The sequence below is a fragment of the Enterococcus sp. AZ078 genome (genome assembly GCF_051714985.1).
Lineage (GTDB): Bacteria > Bacillota > Bacilli > Lactobacillales > Enterococcaceae > Enterococcus_B > Enterococcus_B hirae.
In genome coordinates this window covers 508906-534777 of the sequence record NZ_JBIOSW010000001.1, presented here as the reverse complement: position 1 = coordinate 534777, position 25872 = coordinate 508906, and the positions used below count along the sequence as shown (strand labels likewise).

General features: G+C 34.8%; 40 protein-coding genes. All 40 read right to left on the bottom strand.

Annotated features, from left to right (window positions below; translation table 11 throughout):
• Position 1: 1 nt before the first annotated feature.
• The 40 genes from IGJ18_RS02635 to IGJ18_RS02440 all read right to left on the bottom strand — a co-directional run bounded on the left by IGJ18_RS02635 (position 2) and on the right by IGJ18_RS02440 (position 25852).
• Positions 2-2713 carry a phage tail spike protein gene (locus IGJ18_RS02635; protein WP_438842843.1) on the bottom strand — a complete coding sequence of 904 codons (2712 nt, stop codon included), beginning with the start codon at positions 2711-2713 and terminating at the stop codon, positions 2-4.
• Entirely contained in the window at positions 2710-3450 is a 741-nt protein-coding gene (locus tag IGJ18_RS02630; RefSeq protein ID WP_053766661.1) for a phage tail protein, read from the bottom strand. The genes IGJ18_RS02635 and IGJ18_RS02630 overlap by 4 nt, the downstream gene beginning before the upstream one ends.
• On the bottom strand, positions 3440-6229 hold the full coding sequence (locus tag IGJ18_RS02625) for a phage tail protein (protein WP_438843447.1): 2790 nt from the start codon (positions 6227-6229) through the stop codon (positions 3440-3442). Before IGJ18_RS02625 ends, IGJ18_RS02630 begins: the two co-directional genes overlap by 11 nt.
• Before the next feature lie 241 nt (positions 6230-6470).
• On the bottom strand, positions 6471-6812 hold the full coding sequence (gpG, locus tag IGJ18_RS02620) for a phage tail assembly chaperone G (protein WP_010752289.1): 342 nt from the start codon (positions 6810-6812) through the stop codon (positions 6471-6473).
• Positions 6812-7429, bottom strand: coding sequence for a major tail protein (locus IGJ18_RS02615; protein ID WP_063627281.1), 618 nt, complete (start codon positions 7427-7429; stop codon positions 6812-6814). The genes gpG and IGJ18_RS02615 overlap by 1 nt, the downstream gene beginning before the upstream one ends.
• Entirely contained in the window at positions 7430-7807 is a 378-nt protein-coding gene (locus tag IGJ18_RS02610) for a phage tail terminator family protein (protein ID WP_010752291.1), read from the bottom strand.
• 1 nt (position 7808) lies between these two features.
• Positions 7809-8204, bottom strand: a complete 396-nt coding sequence (locus IGJ18_RS02605; protein ID WP_034698433.1) for an HK97 gp10 family phage protein — start codon at positions 8202-8204, stop codon at positions 7809-7811.
• Complete coding sequence (locus IGJ18_RS02600; protein ID WP_438842842.1) at positions 8197-8568, bottom strand: hypothetical protein; 372 nt, start codon at positions 8566-8568, stop codon at positions 8197-8199. Before IGJ18_RS02600 ends, IGJ18_RS02605 begins: the two co-directional genes overlap by 8 nt.
• Positions 8568-8909, bottom strand: a complete 342-nt coding sequence (locus tag IGJ18_RS02595; protein WP_438842841.1) for a hypothetical protein — start codon at positions 8907-8909, stop codon at positions 8568-8570. Before IGJ18_RS02595 ends, IGJ18_RS02600 begins: the two co-directional genes overlap by 1 nt.
• Before the next feature lie 11 nt (positions 8910-8920).
• Complete coding sequence (locus tag IGJ18_RS02590; protein WP_051641760.1) at positions 8921-9136, bottom strand: hypothetical protein; 216 nt, start codon at positions 9134-9136, stop codon at positions 8921-8923.
• Between the two features lie 22 nt (positions 9137-9158).
• Positions 9159-10049: an SU10 major capsid protein gene (locus tag IGJ18_RS02585; RefSeq protein ID WP_438842840.1), complete on the bottom strand. Its 891-nt coding sequence runs from the start codon at positions 10047-10049 to the stop codon at positions 9159-9161.
• Positions 10050-10063: 14 nt separating this feature from the next.
• On the bottom strand, positions 10064-10678 hold the full coding sequence (locus IGJ18_RS02580) for a DUF4355 domain-containing protein (protein ID WP_438842839.1): 615 nt from the start codon (positions 10676-10678) through the stop codon (positions 10064-10066).
• A 132-nt stretch (positions 10679-10810) separates the two neighbouring features.
• The gene (locus tag IGJ18_RS02575; protein WP_438722683.1) at positions 10811-11128 is read right to left on the bottom strand and encodes a hypothetical protein; all 318 of its coding nucleotides are present in this window, start codon (positions 11126-11128) and stop codon (positions 10811-10813) included.
• Position 11129: 1 nt separating this feature from the next.
• On the bottom strand, positions 11130-12008 hold the full coding sequence (locus IGJ18_RS02570; protein WP_438843446.1) for a minor capsid protein: 879 nt from the start codon (positions 12006-12008) through the stop codon (positions 11130-11132).
• 91 nt (positions 12009-12099) lie between these two features.
• On the bottom strand, positions 12100-13629 hold the full coding sequence (locus tag IGJ18_RS02565) for a phage portal protein (protein WP_438842838.1): 1530 nt from the start codon (positions 13627-13629) through the stop codon (positions 12100-12102).
• Between the two features lie 11 nt (positions 13630-13640).
• The gene (locus tag IGJ18_RS02560) at positions 13641-15056 is read right to left on the bottom strand and encodes a DEAD/DEAH box helicase family protein (RefSeq protein WP_438842837.1); all 1416 of its coding nucleotides are present in this window, start codon (positions 15054-15056) and stop codon (positions 13641-13643) included.
• Positions 15046-15882, bottom strand: coding sequence for a phage terminase small subunit (gene terS, locus IGJ18_RS02555; protein ID WP_438842836.1), 837 nt, complete (start codon positions 15880-15882; stop codon positions 15046-15048). Before terS ends, IGJ18_RS02560 begins: the two co-directional genes overlap by 11 nt.
• 46 nt (positions 15883-15928) lie before the next feature.
• Complete coding sequence (locus IGJ18_RS02550; protein WP_367010894.1) at positions 15929-16135, bottom strand: hypothetical protein; 207 nt, start codon at positions 16133-16135, stop codon at positions 15929-15931.
• A 139-nt stretch (positions 16136-16274) separates the two neighbouring features.
• Positions 16275-16466, bottom strand: a complete 192-nt coding sequence (locus IGJ18_RS02545) for a hypothetical protein (RefSeq protein WP_438842835.1) — start codon at positions 16464-16466, stop codon at positions 16275-16277.
• A 36-nt stretch (positions 16467-16502) separates the two neighbouring features.
• Positions 16503-17840: a ParB N-terminal domain-containing protein gene (locus tag IGJ18_RS02540; protein ID WP_438842834.1), complete on the bottom strand. Its 1338-nt coding sequence runs from the start codon at positions 17838-17840 to the stop codon at positions 16503-16505.
• Positions 17830-18072 (bottom strand): hypothetical protein, encoded by a 243-nt coding sequence (locus tag IGJ18_RS02535; protein WP_226062897.1) that lies wholly within the window; start codon positions 18070-18072, stop codon positions 17830-17832. The genes IGJ18_RS02540 and IGJ18_RS02535 overlap by 11 nt, the downstream gene beginning before the upstream one ends.
• A gap of 40 nt (positions 18073-18112) precedes the next feature.
• Positions 18113-18373 (bottom strand): DUF6275 family protein, encoded by a 261-nt coding sequence (locus tag IGJ18_RS02530; RefSeq protein ID WP_226062898.1) that lies wholly within the window; start codon positions 18371-18373, stop codon positions 18113-18115.
• A 44-nt stretch (positions 18374-18417) separates the two neighbouring features.
• The gene (locus IGJ18_RS02525) at positions 18418-18810 is read right to left on the bottom strand and encodes a hypothetical protein (RefSeq protein WP_226062899.1); all 393 of its coding nucleotides are present in this window, start codon (positions 18808-18810) and stop codon (positions 18418-18420) included.
• 285 nt (positions 18811-19095) lie between these two features.
• Entirely contained in the window at positions 19096-19509 is a 414-nt protein-coding gene (locus IGJ18_RS02520; RefSeq protein ID WP_438842833.1) for an ArpU family phage packaging/lysis transcriptional regulator, read from the bottom strand.
• 103 nt (positions 19510-19612) lie between these two features.
• Positions 19613-20308, bottom strand: coding sequence for an ORF6C domain-containing protein (locus tag IGJ18_RS02515; protein ID WP_207427677.1), 696 nt, complete (start codon positions 20306-20308; stop codon positions 19613-19615).
• Positions 20277-20417 (bottom strand): hypothetical protein, encoded by a 141-nt coding sequence (locus IGJ18_RS02510; protein WP_207427678.1) that lies wholly within the window; start codon positions 20415-20417, stop codon positions 20277-20279. The genes IGJ18_RS02515 and IGJ18_RS02510 overlap by 32 nt, the downstream gene beginning before the upstream one ends.
• A gap of 70 nt (positions 20418-20487) precedes the next feature.
• Entirely contained in the window at positions 20488-20682 is a 195-nt protein-coding gene (locus IGJ18_RS02505) for a hypothetical protein (protein WP_207427679.1), read from the bottom strand.
• Positions 20679-20924 (bottom strand): ASCH/PUA domain-containing protein, encoded by a 246-nt coding sequence (locus IGJ18_RS02500; RefSeq protein WP_207427680.1) that lies wholly within the window; start codon positions 20922-20924, stop codon positions 20679-20681. Before IGJ18_RS02500 ends, IGJ18_RS02505 begins: the two co-directional genes overlap by 4 nt.
• The gene (locus tag IGJ18_RS02495) at positions 20921-21112 is read right to left on the bottom strand and encodes a hypothetical protein (protein WP_207427681.1); all 192 of its coding nucleotides are present in this window, start codon (positions 21110-21112) and stop codon (positions 20921-20923) included. The genes IGJ18_RS02500 and IGJ18_RS02495 overlap by 4 nt, the downstream gene beginning before the upstream one ends.
• Positions 21109-21624 (bottom strand): DUF1642 domain-containing protein, encoded by a 516-nt coding sequence (locus IGJ18_RS02490; RefSeq protein ID WP_438842832.1) that lies wholly within the window; start codon positions 21622-21624, stop codon positions 21109-21111. The genes IGJ18_RS02495 and IGJ18_RS02490 overlap by 4 nt, the downstream gene beginning before the upstream one ends.
• Complete coding sequence (locus IGJ18_RS02485; RefSeq protein WP_438842831.1) at positions 21621-22040, bottom strand: YopX family protein; 420 nt, start codon at positions 22038-22040, stop codon at positions 21621-21623. Before IGJ18_RS02485 ends, IGJ18_RS02490 begins: the two co-directional genes overlap by 4 nt.
• Positions 22037-22246: a hypothetical protein gene (locus IGJ18_RS02480; RefSeq protein WP_438842830.1), complete on the bottom strand. Its 210-nt coding sequence runs from the start codon at positions 22244-22246 to the stop codon at positions 22037-22039. The genes IGJ18_RS02485 and IGJ18_RS02480 overlap by 4 nt, the downstream gene beginning before the upstream one ends.
• Entirely contained in the window at positions 22243-22488 is a 246-nt protein-coding gene (locus tag IGJ18_RS02475; RefSeq protein ID WP_438772513.1) for a hypothetical protein, read from the bottom strand. The genes IGJ18_RS02480 and IGJ18_RS02475 overlap by 4 nt, the downstream gene beginning before the upstream one ends.
• Positions 22485-22679, bottom strand: coding sequence for a hypothetical protein (locus IGJ18_RS02470; RefSeq protein WP_438842829.1), 195 nt, complete (start codon positions 22677-22679; stop codon positions 22485-22487). Before IGJ18_RS02470 ends, IGJ18_RS02475 begins: the two co-directional genes overlap by 4 nt.
• Positions 22676-23413: a hypothetical protein gene (locus IGJ18_RS02465; RefSeq protein WP_367010885.1), complete on the bottom strand. Its 738-nt coding sequence runs from the start codon at positions 23411-23413 to the stop codon at positions 22676-22678. The genes IGJ18_RS02470 and IGJ18_RS02465 overlap by 4 nt, the downstream gene beginning before the upstream one ends.
• Before the next feature lie 12 nt (positions 23414-23425).
• Positions 23426-23557 carry a hypothetical protein gene (locus IGJ18_RS02460; RefSeq protein WP_258925053.1) on the bottom strand — a complete coding sequence of 44 codons (132 nt, stop codon included), beginning with the start codon at positions 23555-23557 and terminating at the stop codon, positions 23426-23428.
• Positions 23551-23787: a hypothetical protein gene (locus IGJ18_RS02455; RefSeq protein WP_438842828.1), complete on the bottom strand. Its 237-nt coding sequence runs from the start codon at positions 23785-23787 to the stop codon at positions 23551-23553. The genes IGJ18_RS02460 and IGJ18_RS02455 overlap by 7 nt, the downstream gene beginning before the upstream one ends.
• A gap of 24 nt (positions 23788-23811) precedes the next feature.
• Positions 23812-24171 (bottom strand): DUF1064 domain-containing protein, encoded by a 360-nt coding sequence (locus IGJ18_RS02450; protein WP_438842827.1) that lies wholly within the window; start codon positions 24169-24171, stop codon positions 23812-23814.
• Positions 24168-25019 carry an ATP-binding protein gene (locus IGJ18_RS02445; protein WP_438842826.1) on the bottom strand — a complete coding sequence of 284 codons (852 nt, stop codon included), beginning with the start codon at positions 25017-25019 and terminating at the stop codon, positions 24168-24170. The genes IGJ18_RS02450 and IGJ18_RS02445 overlap by 4 nt, the downstream gene beginning before the upstream one ends.
• Positions 25020-25033: 14 nt before the next feature.
• Positions 25034-25852, bottom strand: coding sequence for a Lin1244/Lin1753 domain-containing protein (locus IGJ18_RS02440; protein ID WP_438842825.1), 819 nt, complete (start codon positions 25850-25852; stop codon positions 25034-25036).
• Positions 25853-25872 lie beyond the last annotated feature (20 nt).

Sequence of the window (25872 nt, the reverse complement as noted above, 5' to 3'; positions counted from 1 at the left end):
CTTAAAATTGGATATAATTTCTTGGATTCTCAAAATCAACAACTGGCTGTGGCCAATAATTTTTCATAATTTGAAAATGTAGATGTTCTCCTGTAGAAGGACCAGTTGTTCCCATCAAGCCAATTTGAGCGCCTTTCTGAACTTTTTGTCCAACAGAAACATCAATACGAGACAAATGAGCATAACCTGTCCACTTCCCATTATTATGTTTAATAACCACGTAATTACCATACCAGTCATAATAATTAGCACCAGCCTGAACAACTTCCCCATCTAATGCTGCAAAAATAGGTGTATTAGGATTTCCATTTACAAGATCAATTCCATTATGAAATTCTTGACCGCCATTTATTGGACTTGTTCTCCATCCACATTCTGAAGTAACTGTCACTGGTTTTTGAATTGGACAAATGAAATTCCCTCCAGGTTCTGGACTAGTTAATCCATGTAATTTGTTATACCAAGATTGGGCATAATTTTGGCGTTCTGGATGTGCAGAAGCTGGGCGTTCGAAGTTCATTTCAAAAGCATACGCTGCACTTTTGGCATCATTGATCGATTTAAATCCTGATACTGTGGTTGGATTTACTTTTCCGAGCCATTGACCGTTGAACATACACCAATCTAATAATTTTACTTGGGCTTCAATACTTCGATAATCTTCTTGAATCCCTGCGGTGTTCATCAAACGCTGAACATACTCTCGTCCGTTCCAAGTTGGTGATCCGACTAACGGATAAGCAGAACCATCCCATTGAACAATCCCATAAGCTGGACCACCAAGTTGTTCTGTATCAGGGTTCATACTTGCTCCAACCTCCCCCTGAATATTTCCTAGAATACCTGCAGCTGCATATTCAGAATAACCATGAGCTTTCAACATTGTCCAAATTTTCCATGCTCTTTTTTCAGCTTCCGTCGTCAATTGAGGAGGGATAGTTCCAGGATCACTTCCTCCACTGTTGTTCCCTGTGATTTCTTTTCCGTTGACTGTGAGTTTGCCTTGTACATCTAAGTCTCCAAAATAAATTGCTTTACCATTTCCTAATAAAACTAATCCTTTACCAACTTTAGGAGAAATCAAAATATATTTGCCGTCTCCATTTGTACGAATAACTAAAGAATTATCTTCAATAGGTGTGGGAGTAGAAGCTCCAGGAAAAGGATTACCAGCAGAATCAGTTGTTCCAATCGTTCCAATTGAACTATTAGAATTCCAAAACTCCATTCCTTTTTTGGTTAACTCCATTATTTTCTTTTTGTTATTCCAAATTTGAAGTAGTCCATTAACTAATTTCAATACATCTCCAGTTTTATTAAAAGAGTTTTGAAAGATATCTGCCTTTATTAATCCTGTTTGAATAAAATTAGCATTGAATATACTATCCAATGTCCAAGCGGAATTAAAAGGACCATTCCAACCATTTTTAGAAAAGGCAATTCCATTTTTGTTCATTCTTAATACTTCTTTTGCCTTGTTTAAATCAGGACTATCCATTATAAAAATATTTGAAGGTTTTTCTTTTGGCCATAAAACTACATAACCGCCTGCATTTCCTTGACCTGCAATCATAGAGGACACATAATCATTAAAACTACTCATATAATTATTCGTAGCATAATCTTTTAATTTATCTTGAATAGTTACAGCTTGTTGTTGATAAAAAGCAACTTGAGTATCCCCAGCTTCCAATTTCAAAACCTTTTCAGATAATGAATCATATTGAACACCGCTAACTTTCGATTCAAAATATAGTTTATATTTTCGATGATATATTTTAAACGTATCAAATAACCCGTAATTTCTTATCTTAGCGAATTCTTTTCCTTCTTCTGTGTCCGTTAATTTATCGAACTCAACGGTAATAGAAATCTTCGGTTTATCACAGCCTGGATTAATTGTTTTGAAATAATTCTTAGCTATTTTATTTAAACTATTAACATCTTTAACTCCCTGTTCTTCTGTGAATTGAACGTGTTCTGTATATACATCAGGATAATTATTAATATATTCGCTATCTACTGGCGATCCATAAATTCGGCTAGTTGTACCTGTATCACTTTGAGGATCAGCATAAGGAATAATTCTTGTTTTCACGCCTGTCCAATCTAACTTAACTTTTAATCCAGATAAATCTTTTCCATATCGGATTGTTCCAATATTGTCACGGCCTCTTCGTTTTAATAAGGATAGCTTAAATGGCTCACGTTTAATTTCTCCGCCCCAATACTGAAGTAAAGAACCTTGTTCGCCAGCAATACAATTTAAAACATTTCTTGCTTCAAAAGTTGTACTTGATACAGTTGTAATATCAGAATATAAGCGTATATCTGATTTTTTATCCATATTGTTTTCAATAATTGCCATTGCTTCTCGACCAGTTTTAGAGTCGACTTCAGCAAAAGTAACTGCTCGTCTTCCAAGCCGATTTGTACGACTCTGGGCATAAATAGTTACGGTATCTAAAAAGGTATCGATATCTTTATCATCAATAAAAAAGATATGATACTCTTCTTGGTCATTTGGTTTTGCTTTTATTTGATAGTCATTTTCAAAATATTCATCAAATCGAGTGCCTAATGGATACTCCAACTCTAATTCATATTTTCCATTTGCTACTTCATATATTTCACATTTTGTAGCATCCTTCAAAATCCCTAAACCATTCGTAGAAAAATCTGTCTCGGTAGGACTATATATTCTTGGTATCATACTTTTCTCCACCACCTTGGTATTATCTCAAACGAATGTATGTTATTCGTCCATTTGATTTCATTTTTTCCAGGGTATAGAAATGGAAAATCTAAAAATAAAGTGACATGATCTTGATGTTCTAAATTGCCATCTAGCTTTCGATAAGACTCTTCTAGTTTAGAATCTATATATAATTCTCTATCTAATAGTTTCAAATCATATTTATCATTATTAATATAAAAAGAAGCATCTCCAGAACCACTCAATTTAATAAGCGGTTTTGAAGCATACTTCTCTGGATTAAATAACTCGAAAGCTTTTATCTGTTGAATAGCAAAACGACCACTATAATTTTCTTTGAATGGTCGAAGACTAACTGTAAATTCAAATGGAACTATGTTCCCTGTTTTTCTTGTTCCTTTAAATTCTGGCGCTTCGGTTACTATAGCTTGATAGATATATTGTTGATCGTAATAAAGAATAAAATCACTGTAAGAGTTCATATCTAACCATTCAGTAATTCGATCTTCCCATTCCTGCACTAAATCAATCGATGGTGCTTTGTAATAACATTCAATTTTTCTAGTAACGTTTTTGTAATAGGCTTTATCGATAATAATTGAGTCATTGCCTTCACGTTCTCTCAATTCAATTACACGACTAGCTGAAACAGAGGCAGGCCTATTTTGAATATATACGTTAAACTCAGAAGAATAATGTTGATTGATAAAAAATTGTCCTCTTTTAAGTTGCATATAATGTCCCTCCTACTGCATCAGCATCTCGTTTCATTTGTCTCGTCAATTCTGTTTTCATCTTCTTGGCGATTTGTTTAATCATCGAATCAGGTAGATCTCCATAAACATTTAAATGCAAGTGAATTTCATTCACTGCATTTGAAGATGTATTTTGTTTAGCTTGAACCATTGGTTGACTATTAGACCCTGTAACAACTGGTTGAACCGACGGAGTTTTCACTAAATCAGTCATTGTCTGATCCAATTTACTTTTTTCTTTATCAATACCAACGATAATACCTTGAACAATATTTTTACCTACCATATCCCTCATCCATCTAGATGGAGAATGAATACCTAATGCACCCTTAATAGAATCTTTGATACTTCCAGCTATTCCTTTAATAGTCTTTTTCAATGCATTCCATTTTTCTACTACACCATTGATAAGTCCATCAATGATATTCTTACCGATTTCGAATAAATTGATTTCCCTTAATGAATCAAAGATTTCTTTCACCCGATTAATTGCTTTTGAAACACCATTTTTTAGATTAGTCCATGCATTTTCAGCGGAGTTAACAATTCCAGTAACAATATTCCAGAAAGATTCCTTGATGTTATTCCAAGTATTGATCATGGAATTCTTTATAGAAATCCATGTATTGTATGCTATATCTTTAATGTTCTGCCAAGTATCTTTGAAGAACTGTTTAATAGTGTTCCAAGTAGTAATAGCATTATATTTTAAATCAATCCAAGTTTGAATAATCCCGAATTTTAATTCAATCCATTTTTGAATAGCAAAATACTTAATGTCAATCCAAAGATTAATAAAAAAGTATTTTACATTAATCCAAATTGATTTAGCTTGACTTACTACTTCATTCCAAATATTTATCAAAGTAAGTTTGAAACCTGTCCAAATATTAAGCGCAGCAAAATAAATATTTGTAACGTAACTAACAAAAATATTTTTTATAGACTCCCAAATATTTAGAGCACTTTCTTTGATATTATTCCATACACCAATCATGTTGTTTTTTGTTTCTTCCCATCCACCAGAAATCATGGAAGTAATAAACAAAACTGGCGCAAGTATAACATTTTTTAAAATCTCAAAAACATTTTTACCAATCTCAACTAAATTATTCCATAAGGTCTCTAAATAAAAAGTGACATGTAAGAATGCGTTCTTTAAACCTATAATCAATGGACCAGCAACTTCCATAATAGAACCTTTAATTTCATTCCATTTTTCAGTTGCCAATTCTTTTATACTCTGCCAAATATCAGAAAACCATTGCTTTGTATTTGACCATGCGTTTTTTACACTATCAACCGCATTAATAGATGTTTCTACTGTTTTATCAAATAAACCTGTTGCTCCATTTTTAATGTCTTGCCAAGTATTTGAAAACCATTCCTTTATTCCAGACCAAGTATTTTTGACACTCTCAACGGCATTTGTTGCCAATTCTTTAGCAGAATTCCAAGTATCAATTCCCCAATCTTTTATATTCTTTAATACACCAAGTACGGAATCTTTTACATCATTCCAAACGGATATAACTTTGTTTCTAAACTCTTCGTTGGTTGCCATAAAATAGCCAAATACAGCAATTGCTCCAACAACGGCTCCAACAATCAAAACAAACGGATTTGCGGCGGCTATAGCCCCCATAATCTTTAGTGAATTTCCAACACCGATTATGGCATTCTTAAAATTATTGAAGCTTTTTATAATTGCTGGTATTCCTTTAAGTTGAAACATTAATGCGCCAAAAGCAGTAGTTGCAGGAACCAGAAATGGCATCATGAATTTCAATACAGAGCCAAATTTTTGAACTGCATTAAATAAATCACCTAAAAATGATACTGCTGTAGGAATATTTGCAGCAATTACTTTCAAAAAAGATTCCATGGAACTACCAACTTTATCAATAATTCCCTTAAATCCACCTAAATCTTCATCCACTAGGGCTTTGTTTAATCCTTCTATTACTTCGCCAACACCACGAGTAACAGCTGTTTTTGCATTCTGAATAGAGGTTTTAATCCCCTTGGTTGAATCTTTAGCAATTTGATTTAATGATTTAAGTCCCCCGCCACCTTTAGTATCCATTTCTATTAATTGATTTTGGAACTCTTCAACAGAAATCTTACCTTGAGATAACCCTTCTTTAAGCTCTCCCATAGTAATTCCCATCTTTTTAGCGATAGCAGATAGAGTAGGACCAAGTTGAGCATTAATCATTGAATTCCAAGTTTGTGCATCTACTTTTCCGTTTGAGAAACTTTGAGATAGCTGAATAACAGCTTCATTTACTTGATCAGTTGAACCACCAAACCCAAGAATCCCATCATTTAATGCTTTAAATATTTGAGTCGAACGAGTCAAATTCCCAGTAGAAGAAGCAAGAAGTTGTACATGACTTATCGCATCATTCAAAGCGGTAGGAAGTCCTTGAATACCTTGAGATAAAAGCCCATTCTTTCCGATATTCTTCATAATTTCTGAGTTGCTGAATCCCATGTTTTGGAAATTTCGTAGAGCATTATTCATCGTATCTACTCGATCAATTGCTCCACTTACGGAACCTTTAATTAAATCAAAACCAGCTCCGACAATTCTAGTCACTCCACTGGCTAGAAAGCTACCAGCAAATATTTTCCAAATACTACCTAATGAACTGCCACCTTTTCTACTCGTTCTTTCGATAGTTCCATCAAAAGAACCTAGCTTTTTGATAGCATTATTCATACCAGCAGTAAAACCTGATTCATCTAATATCATCTTCAGAATTAGGTCATCGTTATTCAAAGTATCACCTCCTAAAATTGGGTGAAGTTATCGTAGTACTCAACATCCTCATGCTCTTTTACTGCATCTCGAAAAGCAAAAAGACGCATTAACTCATCAAAGTCAGTACGTTCAATTTCTGGTAACGTCCAACCTGCTTCGAGTAATTGCGTCTTTAAATCTAATTCTCGATAAGTAATCGAATGTTTAAAAGAGGGATATTTGAGAGCTTCGCTTACTTTTTTTTCGTTTCTGTATAAGTTTCATCAAAGCCTGCGGTAACAGATTTTAATAACTTACCTGTCAAAGGAGCAATTTCTCGAGCATCAATCCCTTGACGATAATCTTCACCAGTAAATTGTCCTTCAAACAAAGTATCTGCAATAAATGAATACGCTCGACTTAATGCTTCTGATACTGATTTCCCATCTACAGCATTTTGCATTCCTTCCATCACTTCTGCCGCTTCTTCTACAACTGGACCTGGTAGGAACTCAGCAGATTTGAATTGCACTTGTTTATATTTCCCATCTTCATTTTTTTTCATTAATTTAATTGTCGTTTGATATTTAGACATTATTTTTTACCTCCTGCAAGTTCTTCTTGTTCTGCTTCTTCAATTGGAATTGCTACTTTTGTAAACCAGTTTTCGATCATTGTTTGATCAACGCCTTCATCATCTTCATCAACTGAGTACATATATCCAAGTCCTGGTACATCTACAAATGAACCCTTCCAAGTTGGATGAGTAAAACTTACTTTACTTCCTTCAATAGTTGAAGTTTCATCTGAATCTAAAGCAAACTGCCCTTTATAAAAGACTGTATAACGATATTTTCCATTCGACTTTTTACGCCGATATGCAAAAGCCCCATCTTGGGCAATATCTTCTCCAGAGCGCAACGCACCACCTTTGACAAGTTTTCCTCCAGTGATTGCTGTTAAAACTTTATGACTATACCCATTTGCTTCTAATTCAACTTCTGCACCACCAAACGCAGTGAATTGATCTTGAACAACTGAATCACCATAGTCTTGTGTTGTTTCGTAATTAGCTGTAGGTTTGATACTAACTGCTGTTCCCATCGTCATTGCAGTATCATATACTGGAAGTTCTCCTGTCTCATCTTTCAAAGGAAACCAAGTAGGTTTTTCAACAGAAATAATTCCAGTTTTACTTCTTTTTTCTCCCATTTATTTTTCACTCCATTCAATATATTGTGGAAATCCTAATGTAAAGCGAATGTGTTGAACACCATCTGTTTCATCAGGTAAATAGTTTTCTGGAAATAGTGTTTGACTATCAATTGTAATCGTATTAAAAAAAGCCCCACAGCGTGAGACTAATTCATTCACTAATTTTTTATCAGATTTATTATCAATCAATGCAATATCAATTAAGAAAGAAACATTTTGAACATCAATCCCTACATTTTCAGTCCCAGATTCCATTACGGATAATACAAAGTAAAAATCTTTAGTTGACTGCATAACTGAATCAAGATATATTGTCCCATCTGGATATATTTCTTTTAATTTACTACTGATTTCAGCAATGATTTTATCTTTCATGTTACTTTCCTTTCTTAACGATTTTTATTGCCATTTGTTTAAATCTTCGAGGAATATAAGACATATTTGCAAGATTCGTTGCACGGGTCAACATAAACCGTCCTTTTACAAATCCACCATTTTTAGTCCTGTGTCCTTCTTCCACATACTTAAAGTAATGTTCATTATTTATAACTGCTCCAACAATACGACCAGTTGAAAGCTTCCTAGCTTTTACTACTCGATAACCACGTCTTAAATCACCTGATTTTACAGGAGTTAAAGGTTTAGCTAGGCTAACAACTTTATTCATCGAATCATTTACAAAAGATATTCCTTCTTTTTGAGCAATTACAGTCATATTTTTAAAATTTTCAATGATCTTTTCTGCATTAGATTCATATTTGAGATCACCCATTTTTTTCACTTCCTATCAAATTTACTTCACAATGACTAGGATAGTAAAAAGGCTTAGTAGCAAATAGAGAAAAAATTAAGCCACTGGCCTTTTGAGTTATTGTTATTAGATCTCCTTTTTGGAGTTTAATCTTAGGATGAATAAATAATTTATATGTGTCAGTCGAAACATTTACCATTTCTCCATCTTCTATGACTGCTAGTCCATCGATTTGACCTTGTGAAAGAGCGCAAGGGATAGGATTATCATATACTTTTTTATAATCTTGAATAGTAATATTTGTATTAGAATCTTCAATGTCCATTAGTCTTTCGATAATACAACTATCTTCGTAAGTAGTTTCTAAAATATCTGCTTCATTCATTAAAAAAACTCCAATCCTCCACAACCAATAACCCTTCGTATCAAATCGCCATATCCTAGAAGTAACTCACTAACAGCATTCGCTGTTGAAGCATAGCTAATCGTTGTATCGCCACGTCTAACTGAAGATACTGTTTTTTCTGATTCATTTTTTATTATTTGATACAACACTTCACTAATCACGCTTTTTAACTTTTCCCATGAAATATCATTTTTACAACTATTGTATGATTCAATTTCCAGCAAAATTATTTCTAATAAATTAGTTATGCGTTCTTCACTCAAAACTGGAAATTCTTCTTTTGTAGACTCAATGATTTCCGTTTTTAGCGATTCATCCATCAGATCACTTCCTAAATTCTATTAACATCACTTGCTTCTTCCAAAATTGCAATTGCTTCTTTATCATCTACAGAAATGATAAATTCGTTATTTGAATCTGCTGTGATAAATCTACGAGTTTTAGGATGAACAAACCCAACAAAATTTTTAGTTTTACCTACTCTATATTTCACGACTTCATCTTTTTTAGTTTCATCTTTTTTTACCACTGTAATTCCTCCTATCAAAAAAGGGAGTACTAACTCCCTTTTATTCAGACTTTAAATTTAAAATTGCCCCAGAGTTTGAAGCGTTGTATTCAAGAGAGTATTCACCTACAAGACCGATACGTCTTGAATCAGTTGTTTTTGCAAGTTCTTCTGCTCTCCATTCACGTAACGGACGTAATTTCACATAATTAGTATCAATTGCCGCAATTGTTCCTTTTGGCAATGATGGTTCGAGTAAAGCAATACCTGTACCGTAATTAGACACGATATTTCCAATTTGCAATCCAAAAGTTACTCTTTCCCCGAACTGAACAATTTTTGTTGATTTTCCATCTAACTCATCAGTCATGAACTCCTGCATATCTGGAGAAATCAAGCATAGTTTTTCTCCCATATAACCTTTTTCATACATCAATTTAAATAAAGTATCGATATCTTTTCTTGTTACTGCACCCGCAGTGGCTGTTTCTGCCTTATTTGCTGAATTAATCAAGTTCAAAATTCCATTCATTCGACGACCCTTAGAACCATTCTCATCAGCTTTTACACCAGTAATCAATTTTCTGTTCAAATCAATTTTCATTTCCATACCACGTAGTGCTACTTGATTAGTTAATTCGTTTCCGACACCATTCACATCAATAGCATCTAATGTACCAGATACAGAAGTAGATTTTCTAAAAATTTCAGTATAGTTGTTAAACCAAGTTCTACCTGATTCAGCATCTGGATAATCTCCGCCCTCAAGCTTTTCAGAAGAATCATCGTTATTGATATCATATTCACGCCATTTAATTTCTGTAGAGTTTGCTTGCTCTGTCTTTCCAGCACCAAGTAAATAGCTTAAAAAAGGTGTATTTGGTACTTGCATAGCATTAATCGCCGGTGAAATATCCAAATACTCTAAATTATTTGAAGATGTTTTTTTCATAATTTGTCACTCTCCTAATTAAATTGTTGTAGCATTTCGCCTAACTTACCCATTGGATCATCAATATTTTCTTGTGTATTATTAGTTGTTTGTTGCTGTTTTTTCGTACCAAACGCTGTCTGCATTTCAAGACTTTTAATTTCTTCGGAGTGTTTTTCTTTAATAGATTCCAAAACGTTAGTAAAACCTTCAACAGCTTTTTTAGTGAATTCTGTATCAGAACTAACAAGATTATTTAACATAAATTGAGAAATAGAATCTTTTAACTCTCCATCTAGTTCTAGCCCAGCAATTTGTTCAGCAACAAATGCTTTGTTGTCACTTGTCACACGTAAAGCCTTCTCAGCTTCGAATTCAGCTTGTAATTTCTCTAGTTGTATTTGTTCAGGTGACTTGTTTTTCTTGGATTCCTCATATTCCTTGATAGTATCCTGTTTAATTTTATCTAGGTTATTTTGTTTCCAAGCTTCCAATTGCTTGTCAGCAACACTTTGAGATTGTGACTGAAGAAATTTTTGAGCTTCTTCATTAGATTCCGCAAAAGTTTTGAAATCATCAAAAGAAAACTGTGGATCGTCACCTTCGGCAAAGTATTGCAAATTTATTGGTATTAATGATTTGTGTTTCATGCTTATTCTCCTTTCGCCCCACGATTCGTTTTCACGCCCCGCATTGCTTTGAGTTTTAATAGTTGCGCCCCACCATTCAACCAAGCCCAGTATTGCGCTAGTTTAACGTCATTTCGGACAAAATAAAAAAGCCTAATTACTAGACTTTCCTTCTTTGTAGTCAGTTCTAACAACAATACACCCCATCTTTTCATACCAATTAACTGTTTCTTTTAAATTTGGTAATGTATGAGATAATAATTGAATCGTTAAATTAACGGTATTCTTATCAACTGGAGTATTATCTTGATAATTAACAATTTGATTGCCAATAACAACATAGGCATAATTGCCATTCCAATGATCTCTCAAGCCATTAGGATGGTTCTCAGACTCAATAGCTGTTTTGTAGGCTTCTGCAATATCAGCATTTACATTAATTGTTAGTACCGCTTCATGAAAATCTTTCATTCTACTTCCTCCGTTTCAAATTGATTCCAAAAGAATCATGTGCAAACTCATCTAATAAATCGCCAAATAAACGGTCATATTCTTCATCAATATCCTTTCCTAATTTTGGTAAGTTAGGAACATCCGTACATCTGCAACGACTATGGAAAGGCGCTCGATTCTCACCTATGACAGCATCTTTCAGTTTATAGGGATTCTTACTTGCCTTTCCTCCACAAATTCGACAAACTCTCTCATCCTTTGCAGTTAAAACGTTGTATTCCTCAATACCTGTTTCTAAATATGATTTTTCAATACCATCTTGAGCGAATTTTGCATACTCCGTTCGAACGAGATTTTCTATCGCTTTGTTATACTTTGATTCTTCTAACTTAAACATGTCACAAATTTCTGAGTCTGTTCGCATGGTATTTAGTGCGTGTATAACACCTTCTCCACTAGCAACACTTTTTACAATAGCATTGGAGAGTTTCTGTTCGAGCGATGAAATATTTCCCCAAAGCCTCCTAGAAAAGGTTTTACCCGACCAAGGATAGTTTAGATAATCCTCTAATTCCACTTGAGATAAATAATTCGGCAAATCAACGCTTAGTAATTGAGCTAACACATTTGCATTTGAAGCATATGAACGTTGTAATATCTCTTCCAATCGATCTGAAAAATACTCGTTTATCTCTGCATCTATTGCATGATATGCAAGGATTTTAAAGATATCAGAACGTATCTGTAGCAAACGATTAACCTTTGCATAATCAAAAGATGGAAAAAATTCATCGATAAACTCTTTGTATTTTGAATCGTACATTTTGAGAGATTTGTAATTTTTTTCCACATATTCACGATATTTTTTTTGATCACTTTTGCTGTAAAACTCCATCATTTCAGCATAAGTAATATCATGTAAGTCTGCTTGAGATAATAGTTTTTCTTGTATCTCTTTCAGCGCTTCAGGAAATACACTAGTTAATTTTTTAAGTGTCTGATTTTCTTGTTTGAGCCTTGCTTGATCCTCCAGTTCTCGACGTTTGGTCCAATACTTCGTTTCTATCGTCACTATTGCCACCTCCGCCAAAATTGTATTCACTATCTGGATAAGCACTTCCGCTTTCCAATTCCATCATTTCATTTTCATAATCAACGTCTGTTACAAATGGAATTTGGCTCTGAATAGTTCGTTTAGATACGTATGGTGCAAGCTTAGGTAAAGCTTCAGCTAGATAACTCAAATCAGTAGGTAAAGATCTGGAGAAAGTAAAAATAATTTTTTCAGGCTCAATCTCTACTTTGTCATTGAATTTTAGAAAAGCCGCAATTATTTCTGCGCATTCTTTCAGTCCTTCTCTAAAATATTGCTCTTTAGTATTTGTTTTTGCTTCTAGGCTAATAATTTGCCACTTGCGAGCTTCTCCAGAACTGTTTGATTTAAACACCTCATCGTTAAAATCGATTGCTTTGCAAATGGTGTAAAACTGTTTTTTCAATAGATCCATATGATATTCATTGAAATCTTTTGCTAAATTTTTTGTGACATATTCAGCTTTTGCTGTAGGGTCTTTTAAGTTAATAATCCCTAGCTGATTCATCATTTCTTTAGCAGTGTCTTTGCTCATTGTCGTACCAGTAACAAGCATGTACGCAAGCTTAAATTGTTCGATTTCGTTTTGTTGATCAGACAAAGCACGATCAATTGCATCTCCAATTTCCTCGGCTACTTCAAAATCACAATAACGATTCGTATTATTTTTAAATTCGGATAAATTAATCACTTCTAAAGGATTTTTTGTTTCATCGATTTTTTTGAATGTTCCGTTAGTAATAAAATTTAAATCACCATAACAAGCATATGTCGTAATTTCATTTCTAGTTATAACTTTCATTTCTTGGAAAAACTTTTTCTGATAAGAGTCATACTTTTCTTTAATATAGATTCCAGCATTTCCATATCTTTCAGCTCTCCAAGGCTCAATATTGCTTGCTCTTAACTCCCAACCATCATCTCCTTCCACAGGCTCTAACAATCGGAAAGCTACTCCACATGCACCTTGGAAAGTGGCTGTCTCAGGATCAAGCATTGCAAATCTCATGGAATCAAGATTGCTTGTTAATTTGTTAAAAGATTTTGGAACTGTTGGAAGCTCTGTTTCATTTTTTAAGAATTTATCTTTTAATCTTTGAATGAGCGTTCTCTTTTGTTCAGATATATCGTAATCCCATTTGATAGGTATGCCTGTAAAATGATTGACTGCTTGGTCTACGACAATTGAATACATACCAGCATGAAGTTTGTTATTAACTTTTACAATATCAGTATTAGGCTTTGGTCTATTGTCTATTTCATTCTTTTCACTAGTATAAGCTAGATATTTTCTTTCTCGATCAGCAAAAAATGGTTTCATATCTCCTATAAAACCATTCGGATCAAACATTCCATCTTCAATTTGTGTTGCATATTTAATACGTAACTTCTTATATCTCTCTAAAGATAATACTGTACTAATCAAAAGCTCACCTCCTAAAATTGAATAAATTGATAGTGACTTGGTGGCTCATAAAATGCTAAAGCCAACGCATCAGCAATATCTGGACTACCAATGTTTCGCTTTTTCATATCATCTTTACTTTCTAAACGAATACGACTTCTACTCGTCATTTTGAATTTACGTGTACTCAGTTCTTTAATCAACGATCCATCATCAGGCAATTCAATAATCGGCTGTTCACCGTTAAGATTTGCTGTCATATTTTCTTCTAACATTTCCTTGATGTTTCCCCATAGTTGAGTACCTAAATTATCGTAAAAATCGTCTTCTGATGTTGAACCATTATTCACTCCAAGCACCTCAAAAGGATACTGATTGTCTTCTATTAATTCTTCTAGGCGGTCAGTTACACCACCTCCGACACCAGTGTCATCAACTTTAATCATCACTTTATCAATACTTGGATATTGACTCATTAGATTCTTGGCCATATTGATAACATATCCTGTTGTTTCCATGGTGCTTCGTTTTGAATACTTCTCATACTCCAATGCTCTGGTAGCAATTCTAGGGAAAAGAATCGTAGAATCATCACCATACCGAGCTACGTCGACACCAATATGAGCAACCGTTGTTTTATTGACTAAAGAATCACTAATTTGTTTTTCTGTAGCCAATTCAACCGTTTCAAGACTGATAAATGAATCCAACGCTCCTTTCGGAAATTCTCCAAAAATACGCACACGAGCAACGTCGCTTTCTTTTCCATACTTTTTAAGAATCATCTCTATGTTATCTTTGTTTGTGCGTTTACTATCGTAACTAGATACTTTATGGACTCTGTATTTGTCACGGTCTGAATTGTGGGAATCGTAAAAAACACCTTCAATATTATTTGGGTTCCCACACATTAATAGCTTATTATCAAAACCTGATAGCGTACCAAGAATAGCTTCCATAATCGGATCAGACACACCAGAAGCTTCATCTACCACAATCAGCATATGGTCCTCATGAAAACCTTGCATATTTTCTGGCTTCGTTGCTGTTCTAGCTGTAGCAAACCAACGTTCTGAATCACCAACCATATAAATTTTGGTCTTTGTCCACTTCAGTAAGTTTTTGATCAAGCTATCATTTAACCATTTAGCTACTTCCGCCCAAAGCACATCGTAAAGCTGTTTCATAGTTGGCGCTGTAGCAATCACTTTAGCGTATGGTCGACAAGTTAAAAACCAAAGTATTGCTCCTGCTTCTAATGCTGTTTTTCCAACCCCTTGTCCAGAACGAACTGAAACCTTTGGAAATTCAGCCAAATCATTCAAAACACTTTCCTGCCATTCATCAGGATCTAACCGCAATATATCTTGGCAAAAAGCTACTGGCTTATCATAGTAATAATCAATCGCAGCACCTATATCAGCAAATGGGATAAAATCATTGCTCATTCTTTCTCACCGCCCGTTTATTTGCTGCATTTAAAACTGCTTGCTTCCATTCTTCCACTTCTTCGCCAGAATTATTACCGCCAATATCTGCTATTTCAGCTTGAATTTTCTCGGTTTGTGCTTTCATTAAATCAGTCTTGTAATCTGTTATATATAGTTCATTCATTTGCTTAATGGCTTTAGATAACTGATTGCTAATCCGAGTTAATGAATCTTCAATTGAAAGAATGTCATCAATTTTGCGATGTGTTTTTCTGCTAACTTGAACATCTTGCATAACCTCTCGTTTGATTTCTAATTTTCTACCGTTTTTTTCAATCGGCGTTTTGATTTTCCTTAACTGTTGCAGACGTTCGATTTCTTCATCGTTTAAACCAGCCTCAGCTTGCTGAATTCTTTTCATCATTCGCAGCTGTCTTATCTTCAGCAATCGTATTTCCTCAGACAAAACAAAAGAAGGATCATTATTCAAATTAGAATAGATGTCCTTCTCTTCATCGCTTAATGTTTCGTAAAATATGGTTTCATACTCGCCAGTTTTCAAAGCGTTCTTGTTCCCTACTGGCGGTGATGCTCGGCTATTGCCTTTATTTCCTTTGGCATTCTGATTACCAAAAGGAGCGCCACCTTGATTGGTAACGTTACTTTTGCCAATGGTAACATTACCTTTCAATTCAGCGCTCCATTTATCTAGTGATTTCCATTTTCTAACTTGTGAATCTGAAACATTTAGTTCATCTGCAATATCCTTTAATTGCTTTTCTCCGTTGGATTCTAACCAAATCTTTTTGGCTTCATCACGTCTTGGATCACGTTTCCTTGCCATTCAAATCACACCACCTCACAATCTTCTTAGGTTGAGTTTTGTTTTTCTATTTTTCAATATCTTTTAGCATCAAATCGGCTTCAATTAATATCTTTAAATCGGAAACTTTATCTAACTTGATTTGTCCTGATTGAAGATTTTTAAGCCATTTCCCTAAAGCTACTCGAATGATTTTCTTATACTCATCTATTGATTCTGCTTGCTCCATCGCCTTTTCAATCTCATAATCTAAATCAAATTTTTCGTTTTCCATTGTCTAAGCACCCCTACATCTGTTATGATGCTAAAAGACACAGAGGGTGTCGAAAATCCACGCGTGGGAATTCTCTGTGTCTTCGGGGAGCTTAACGTCCTCGTTGAAGTAGTCGAGTGTTAGCGCACTCGGCTTCTTTTTATCTTAAAAATGATATTAGAGATATCGTTTTAGCTTTTTGATTATATTTTTTTGCTATTTCTTTTGATTTTTTATTGTATGCCTCGATGAATGGTTCAATCCTTTTCTTTGCCTCATCCCTAGTAATTAAGTTACTTCTATATAATGTTCTAGCATTTTCAGCAATGCTTCTTAGTTCTTTATTCGTCATTGTCTTCACCTCTTGCAGAGCATAAGCGATTGGTTTTTATTCGTCCAGTGAATTCATGATATATTCTAGCTCGTCGTCTAAAGTTTCCAATAGTTCAAAATGCTTATTAATCTCTTTAGGATTTCCTTTATAAAATACTAAGACATTTTGATGGATTCTAACTACCTTACGATTATTCATCGACAACCTAGCACGTAAAGCTGCTGAACCAGCTGTATTCAATAGGATCATGTCATTATAAAAAAGAACACCTTCTTCAGCTAATGATCGTTTAGTCAAACCAGTTAAATCCCTATAAAAGCCTTTTTTATCTCGAACATCAGAAATAGTAATAACCGCAAAACGATTATTTTTAAGTTTCCTTGCTGACCGTTTTAAAATTTGGCTATAAATATCTGCAAATTGTTCATAAGTCATATTACTAATATCTCTTTCATCTTGTGAGTAGACCTCTAAATCCGCATATGGCGGACATGTGAAGAGTAAGTCTTGGCTCTCATCTTCTATATGATTATTAATATTTAAACTGTCATCGCATATCCAATGAATATCATCTAAACCAATCTCTTTCGCATTGGTATAGTTAGCTTCAATTTGTTCCTTTCTTAAATCAATACCTGTATAGTTGTGTCCTAAAACTTTTGCAACTATTCCACGTACAGAACCACCAGCAAAAGGATCAAAAATATTACTTCCCGTTTTTGGTGTGAACCATCGATAGCCTAGTTCACACAATACTGGATCAAAAATTGATGTTCCTTCTAAACCTGTTGCTTGAAGATTGGCACTAAATACTAGGTTTTCACCGCGACCAATCTCACTTTTAATCCCTAGTTCTTTCCACTGTTTTTTTCGATCTAGCCAACGCTTTGTTTTCGTATCAAGATAAGAAAAAGGAGGAAATAGAAAAGTATCAAATAAATTGGAATTGACAGGGTTGGCTTTTACTTTATCAGCTAAAGTTTCAATCTCTTCCATGCTTTCTAATAAGCCATCTATTTCATCTTGATCAAATCCAGTTAGCCCTAGTTCCTCGTTTTCCATATTTCGTAATAACTCTGATAATTTATCTTCATCCCATTGACCAGAAATTTTATTAAGAGCCACATTAAGAGCTTTTTCTTTCTCTAGGGATAAATCTACCACCGATACTTCTATCTCTTCGCATATGCCCAAATCTTTAGCCACAGCAACACGTTGATGACCGCCGACGAGATTTCCTGTTCGTTTGTTAAAAATAGGTGGATCAACAAAGCCAAATTCTAAAATGGACTGTTTTAACTTCTCATATTCATCCATACCAGGTTCTAACTTAACTCTTGGATTATAATCAGCAGGTTTTAAATCCTGTAATTTCATTAATTCAATTTGCATTTGTATCCCTCAAATTCTTGTTTATGTTTTCTTGAATATTCTGCTCACTAAAATACCCACGTCCACAGTAACGAAGGTTGTATTTGTCAATTTCTTTCGGAGTCGCTTCTCTAGTCATTTCAACAATGGAGTATTTCTTTTTAATTTGGACTGATTGTACAACTCTAATTGGATCATTTTCATTCGGCTGTGGATACCTATTAGATAGTGATACGTACCAGTAGTTTCTCATTATGTAGCCTCCTTTATGTAAAGAAAAAGCCTAGCATCTGCTAGACTTTAATACATTCATTTGATTTTTTGATATAAATATCTACATAGATTTCGCCTTTGTCCCCATTTAACGTAATTTCAAAATACGGCGCTCCCTTTAAACTAGCACTAACTAACGCTTTGCTGTTTTGCAATGTTTTGCAGGACCAGACCACAAATATACGAAAATCAGGTACTGATCCACTTGAATCAGCAATCTCATTTTCAATTCTTTCGCGCACGATCTCCTTGCATTTTTCAATAAATTTTTCATGATTCATTACTTTTCCTCCTCGAAATAAAAAGACCACTCACTGAGTGATCTTTACTTGACTAAATCATCAACGTATTTTTTAATTTTTTTCTGATCCGTTTTGTTTAATGCTTTGATTTCTTTCTTAATTTGATCTACATCATTTTTTTCTTTGCGATTACTTGTTCCCCACCATGGGAAGAAAGAATGATGCGAACTGTTCGAACCACTTTTCGCTCCTGTACTTTTACTGCTAGGTTTGCTTGTTTTAGAACTATTTGACTTTGAGCTACTTCCCTTTGATGTACTACCGCTCTTGCTAGATGTATGCGCTGATGAGTGAGAACTAACATGTGAACTCGTATGTGATGAGGCATGCGGACTTACATGTGGCGTTGCATGAACTGAAGCATGTGCAAATCCTACTAAAACAGCTGGTAACGTGATAATAGATAATAATTTCATGATTTTCCTCCTAAAAAAAGACCACTCAACGAGTGATTTCATATGTAACAACAGACAGCAACCAGTTGATAAATACGAAGAAATTAGCAAGGAGCTTGTCACTTCCTTTTCGTTTATTTTTTTGTTTGGTTGGTTGCTGTCTATCAAAGCATAATTACAACGATGAGGGAGACTACCTCCCTTCGTTTATTCTGTCGAAGTCCTGTTTCCTAATCTTTCGACACTATCATAATATCACTGGTAAGTGGCTAAAAACCGCCATCATTCCGCCAAAAAACCGCCAAATTATTTATAAGCAATTTTTTCCCCATGCCTATATGCTTCTGCAAACTCTATTAGAGCTTCCGACTTCATCCGTTGAATACTTCGTTCTGAATAACCTACTTCACGACTAATCCTGTAGTTTGAGAAACTATCTGGCACACAGAAACTGTAGTATAGTATCTGACGACTAATTAGACTAAGCGCCATCAAAGCCCTCAAAATCGCATCTCTTTCTGCTTCAGCATCTGCAAATTGGATCATGGCATCTTCTGCTCTGTTTCCATGACTAGGAACCTTAGGCATATCTGTTATAACTGGTGACTTAATATCTATCAAAGAGCGACCTGCTATGCGCTCTAAACGTCTAAAATTCTTTAAAACATTTCTGGCATTATCTCTTGTTTGTTTGAAATCTACTTCTCGTAATAAATTCATCAAGCAAAATCGCTCCTTTTGTGTTATAATAAAAGAAAATATTAAGCAATTACCAGTCTATGTAGTGACAGCCGACCACTGGCTGTCTATTTTTATGTTCTTTTTACCACAAACTAGAAATTCCGTTTGCTTGATTAATCCTAGCTTGTAATTCTAAATCTGGTTTCCATTTTGGAATTAAATCTATAGCTTCTATGAATCTAGCTTTCGGAATATCCATATAAGAAGCTACATCAAATACTGCTTTTAATTGATTGTAACAATTACTGAACGCAGCTCTATTTATGCTTTTATTCTTATAGGCATTACTTTTCTTACCACCTAGTATTTTTATTACTGTAGATCGAACTAATCCCTGTATTTTACGACGTTGACTAGAATTGATGATCGTTTCCGTTTCTAATTTATCTAATCGTTCATTTACTGCTACTAAACTTCGTTCATGTTTTAATGCTGTTTCTAATAGTAATTCGGTATTACTAATCGATGGCGTTGTTTCCTTCAATTGATTTTCCATTTGGTTGAACCGTTCAATATAGGCTACTGCAAATTGTGTACCTTTGGCTCCTGTCATTCTGGTTGAGTAAAGTTCACAGCCTTTTTTTGTTAAATCAAAACAAGGTCTTTCTTCGCCTTTAACATCTTTGTATGTTGACTCAATAAAATAGTTAACCACCACATTTTTGTGGTCGTCCATGTGTTCAATTATTTTGGTAATATCTCTTAATACTTGATCATGTCGTCGACCCACCATTTCAGCGACTTCTTTACTGTTGATCGTTCTTTCGATTTTTTCCATCCATACTTTCTCCCTTCTTCAAAAGTTTTGAGTTAGCCGTTCCATTTTGAATCGCCTTTTGTTCCAAACGGCGTTTTTTCTTCTTGATTTTCGATTTCGTCTTTCCCATTATTTCTTGTTCCCCTCTTGTATGATTACTAGCATAGAAACAAAAAGTACAATAAAGATAAAAGGATAGATCATTCTTTTTCCTCCAATCGAACTGCTGGACCACTTGCTACAGAGTGATTAAATTCATCGATTATCTTTTTTAGTTCTTCAACCTCTTTTGAATCAATTTTTTGATTTAATGAGTAGTTGCTACTATTCCAATCGTTGAATGAGTCCATCCAGCCTTGTTCGTCGTTATCTGTTTTAATGATTGTGTTTCTCATTCTGCTTTCTCCAGTCCTTTGATTCCCATCACAACATATCCATCTTTCTGCGCATAATCAGTGATATAAGTTACCTCTGCTTTATATGAGTCGCCTGTGAAATTCTCACCGTTCCATTCTCTTAAATACAACAGATCACCAACCTTATAATCACGATCATTCCTGCGGATTTCGAATTGTTTACGTCCGCTTGTAACTGCTTCGAAGTATTCTGGTAGTATCTTTAGTTCGTGTATTTTCATTCCGTTTCCCCCTCATATAATTCGAATTTACTAGATGGCCAACTCAAACGCTGTTTATCGTCGTCGATCAAAACGATTCTGCCAGGCATCGAAGCATCTTGAACTATATAATATTCGTTGTCCAAGAAGTATAATGACACGCCTGATCCTATTTTAGTCACTACTTTGTCGCCTTCTTTGAAACTCATCCTTCTTCCACCGGCACAGCAAATGCCCAGTATCTTTCATCAATTGCTTTGATTTCCGCTTCTGTAAACTTAGTACCACAAGAAGTATTCTGAAATACTATCAATTCACCGTCTTCACCTTTTACTAGGAACATATCATAAGCTAATGACGGTATCTTAACGTAATACAACGGCTCTTTCTCGACCTCGTAGCCGAATAACCATGCACGCATATAAATTTCGGGATGCTTAACTAACCAATCAATTGCTTCTTCATGATCACCGTCTTTAGCTGTGCTATAATACCAATCTTTGAAAGTTATTAATAATGCTAATAAATCAACATCTGGTGACTGACGGTAATAATCAAGTAGTTCAGCTACAAACCCAGGCACAACTTGCTTCTGCGGTTCGTCTAGTTGATTTATAACAAAAATACCTGCTTTTATAGCTTCGTTATAACAAGCTGATCTTGCATCATTTCCTATCATTTTATGGCTTTCTAATTCTTTAATGGCTTCTTGTTTATTCATTGCTGTTCCTCCAATAACTCGCTATTCTCGTAGATGTTTCCGATGACTTCATACGTGTATTCTTCAAACAGCTCTGTATTAAAAACTTGATACTCTAAGTCTTCTTCAACAGAGGCACAAACTAATCCGGAATAATCTATTGAATTTTTAACAATACAAACTTTCTTATCTAAATAATCAAATCCATTTTGCACGCTGATTGATACTAGATCTCCCTCAAATATCTCCACACCATTCTTATCTTTCAGTCCTGTGGATTGCATGAGTTCAATATTTCTCACATGATACGATTTCAATTCAGAAGGAGTTTTCCAATATTCAATAGTGTTGACCTTTCCGCTTTTAGTAAAATGTAAGACTGCTACGTCTCTCATTACATTCTTTCGTTGATCCCACGCTCTAAACTTCGGTATCATTCGCTGTCCTCCATATTTTCCAATCCCAATATATTGCATTCTTTAACTTCACCACCGAATTTTTCCGCAGTTTCCATTGCGTTTTCATAGCTATCAAACCACTGAGAATCTTGTAATAGAGAAGTTAAATTTAATGAAACAACATTTATAAATCGATCACTTTTTCTGTAAAAATATTGACCAAACTTAATTATATAAAAATTCATTCGCTGTCCTCCCCGTATTTTTCAATCAATTCCATTACTTTTTTTACTGTTTCAAACTCAACAGCTTTTGATTCTTCGAAATCATGTACAATTTCTGGATATAGCATATCGTCAACTACCCATATGATAATTTGACGTTCGTCAGCAAATTTTATGATTAGATGATCAGATTCCACAGATACTGTTGCTCCTGATTCGATATCATATAAATCCATGCTGAATTGAATGAGCTGTTTTATCATTTGATGTCCTCTCTTTCCTCATGCCAGTTATCTGCAACCAACACTCTTGCTTTCGACTCAGTAGCAACAGGTAACTTTTGATTGTATTGATCACAAAACTTATTTGCTGCCGATTTTGATTTATATAGCTTTCCATTTCCAACTGGAAACATGTATTGTCCACTAGTTATTGCTACAACGTAGACTTTCATTTGCCATCCTCCATTTCTGGTAGTCCTAATTGATTCATAACATTACGATTGACAGAATTTATCGCATTAACGGTTAGAATTCTTTGCCATCGTTGATTTTTAGGTGACCATCTTAATGCTGCTTTCTTAAACAAAGCTCGTACCTCATCTGATGGCTTGCCATGTGTTTCGATATAAAGTCGGTCATTTGCAACATCAAAACCGTATCCTGCTAATTCGTCATGCTCTAACTCAGTGTAAAAATCTTGCCAGCCTTTTTCTTCTGCTCTTTCTTTTCGCTTTTTATCCAATTCATTTTTTTGTTCAATCAACACAGGATCAAACATCTTTCTTGTATTTTCAATAAAGCGAGCATGTTTTCCATCTTGCGAATACAATTCACTTTCTAAACGATAAATCCGTTCCTCTTCTTTTTGTTTTCTTCTAGTAGGATAATTTGCTGGTCCGCAAATCATCACTGATGGAATAGTTGTCGCTTTGAGAATATTTGTTTTTAATTCGACAACTAACTTATTGTATTTCACGAGCCTTTCATTCAGTTGCTGTTCATTTTCTAGAGTTAGAAACTCGCTAAATTGTTCTACAAAGTTTACAACGTACTGTCTGACTTCTTGATTGAAATCATAGCCTCGATTAAATGAAACTAATGATTCGTAATGTTCTCCTACTTCACGGGGGATTTCATATTCCAGGTCAAAGTTTCTAGATAGAACATTTTTAAAAGTAAGTGTCATTATTTTTTCCTCCTAAAAAATCATTTGCCAAAGTAGTACGCCGAATTTGACTACTCCTGCTAATACAAGCATTGCCATTGCCAAAATAAGTCCACATCCTAAAAAAGCTGATGCGATATTTAGTAAACCTTTCATATCTAGCATTTCACAGCCCTCATTTCTATAAATGGAACAATCGTTTTCCCATAGCATTCAACTACTAAACCATCATCGTCTGGATGAGTACTATCAATCGTTACCATCGCTGAATTGTCATAAACATGTTTTACATATCCCGAAAATGGATAAAGCCATGGTGTCTCTCTATTTGAATCACAACAGAAGCATTCAACCTCTTGGTTAACTTCTGGAATGAATTTCTTTTTTCTGCTCATTTTCAAACCTTCCTAATCTTTCTTTTAAAAACTCTCTTCCTTGAACGTCTTGCCATATTTTTTAGCTAATATCAACGGCACTTGATAACGATGGCAGAACAGTTTCGCTTTGATTTTAAAATCTTTTGTCTGCATTCCTTTGACATCTACAACTTTCACAAGCTTACCGTTTTTATAAAACGTGAAGTCAGGAATATACTCGATTTTACGGTACTTCTTGCCTTCCAATTCAAATTTTGGCAATAGTTCAAATCTTTCCTGAAGCTTTACTTTCCAGCCGTTTGCTTCCGCTTGCCATACTGCCAGATCATAGTACTCTGCTTCTGCTACAGAATCGAATTTGATCCCACGATGAACCGTTTTTCGATTGCGGTATTTGTTCATGCTGTCGCTCCTTTTACTGGTTTTAATCGTTTATCGGTTGTTTGAGAAAAGACCATCGTAAATCCATCAGAATTGACAAACATTCTTGAAACTGTCCTCTTGCCGTAAGCTTTTTCCAGTTCTTTCCCAAGCAAGTTCGTTGTGATAATCGTTGCTAAGTTCTGTCGTGCATCCAAGAACGAATTCAGCGTGTTTATGCCAAATGCTCGACTATCTGAAGCATCTTTTCCTAGCTCTGAACCGATATCATCAATGACAACTAAATCCGCCGTTTTGATATCTGCAATCAACGACCCTTCAATCGTTTTTCTAAGTTCAGGATTGTTGTACGAAAACTTGATTTGATCCAGCATTTCCTGTAACCCGATAAACAAGATTTTCTTGTCGTAGTTTGATCGCCTCAAAACTTCCCAAGCCGCTGCCATCGCTAGGTGACTTTTACCTGTTCCCTGTTTGCCAGTTAAAACAAGATGACTTGGATTTCCTAACAAGACTGAATTAACAAAGCGTTTGGTTACTTCAACCGCTTGTCTTGTTTCTTGATCAACGATTTGATAATTATGCAATGTACAATCAAACAAAGCTTTATTAGGCACGACAGAACCACCTTTGAAAAAATTGATAGCTCTTGCTTTCAGACTTTCGTTGTACATTTGCTCTGTCTGTAAGTCTTCCTGAACTCGCAATGCTTTATACCCACATTGCATACAAGTTGGTTTACAACGATCTGAGCCATCAGGATTCTTCGTACGCCATTCATACAAGGGCTGTCCGCATTCAGGACATTCGCCACGTTGGACAAGCACTTTCTGTATCAGCTTTTCCATGATTTCCCCAACAGTTTCCATGCCTACGCCTCCTCTCAAATAGGCAACTCATCTGTGCTAAATTTCTCATATTCAAGCGTTCTATTTGCATTTCTAGGCGATTTTGAATAATGACCTTGCAAATGCTTTTTCACTTTTTCAACGGTGTCTAATTGTTTGTTTTCCCAACTTTTTAGCACTTTATCGAGATAGTTATAATTTTTAGCACCATTTTTTAGCATTTCTTCAATCGCCATGATGACAATTTCATCTTGCCCTTGAAAATCATTTACCCAAAAACGAATAGATTCTAAAACCATTGGTGCTTCTGCTGGATTCACTTGATTTAGCCAATAGCTCTCTGCGCTATTTTCTGAATGAAGATCTATACTAGATCCAGAAGAAGATACTCTTGTTTCATTTACTTTACTTTTATTTCCTTTACTTTGGGGATTAATGTCAGCATTATCTCTTTCATCTTGTGTATTAATGTTTGCGTTAATTACATACTTAGTTGGTTTTGGTGATTTTCGTCTTTTTGTCGCTTCAAAGTAGGTGGCTTGGATATTCTCACTCGTAAGCACCTCGACCGAGTCAAACAGTTGTTTATCAAAAAAACCCCATTTGACTAAGCGGTTCACTATTTGATTGAGCATTTCCTTACTTACTCCTGGCAGGCGTTTTAAAAGAGTAGCTTGCGTTAAATCATTCCACAAAATGAAATATCCTTTTTTATATATCGCACAAAGCAGTTTGATTACCGCAATTTCTCCTTTAAGTCCAAATTCCCCAGCAATAGCCTCTATTTTTTCATCTTCGAAAACATCAACATCAAGAGGAAAATAATCAAGACCTTCTTTTGTTGGTCTTGCCACACTATCACCTCCTTAGATAA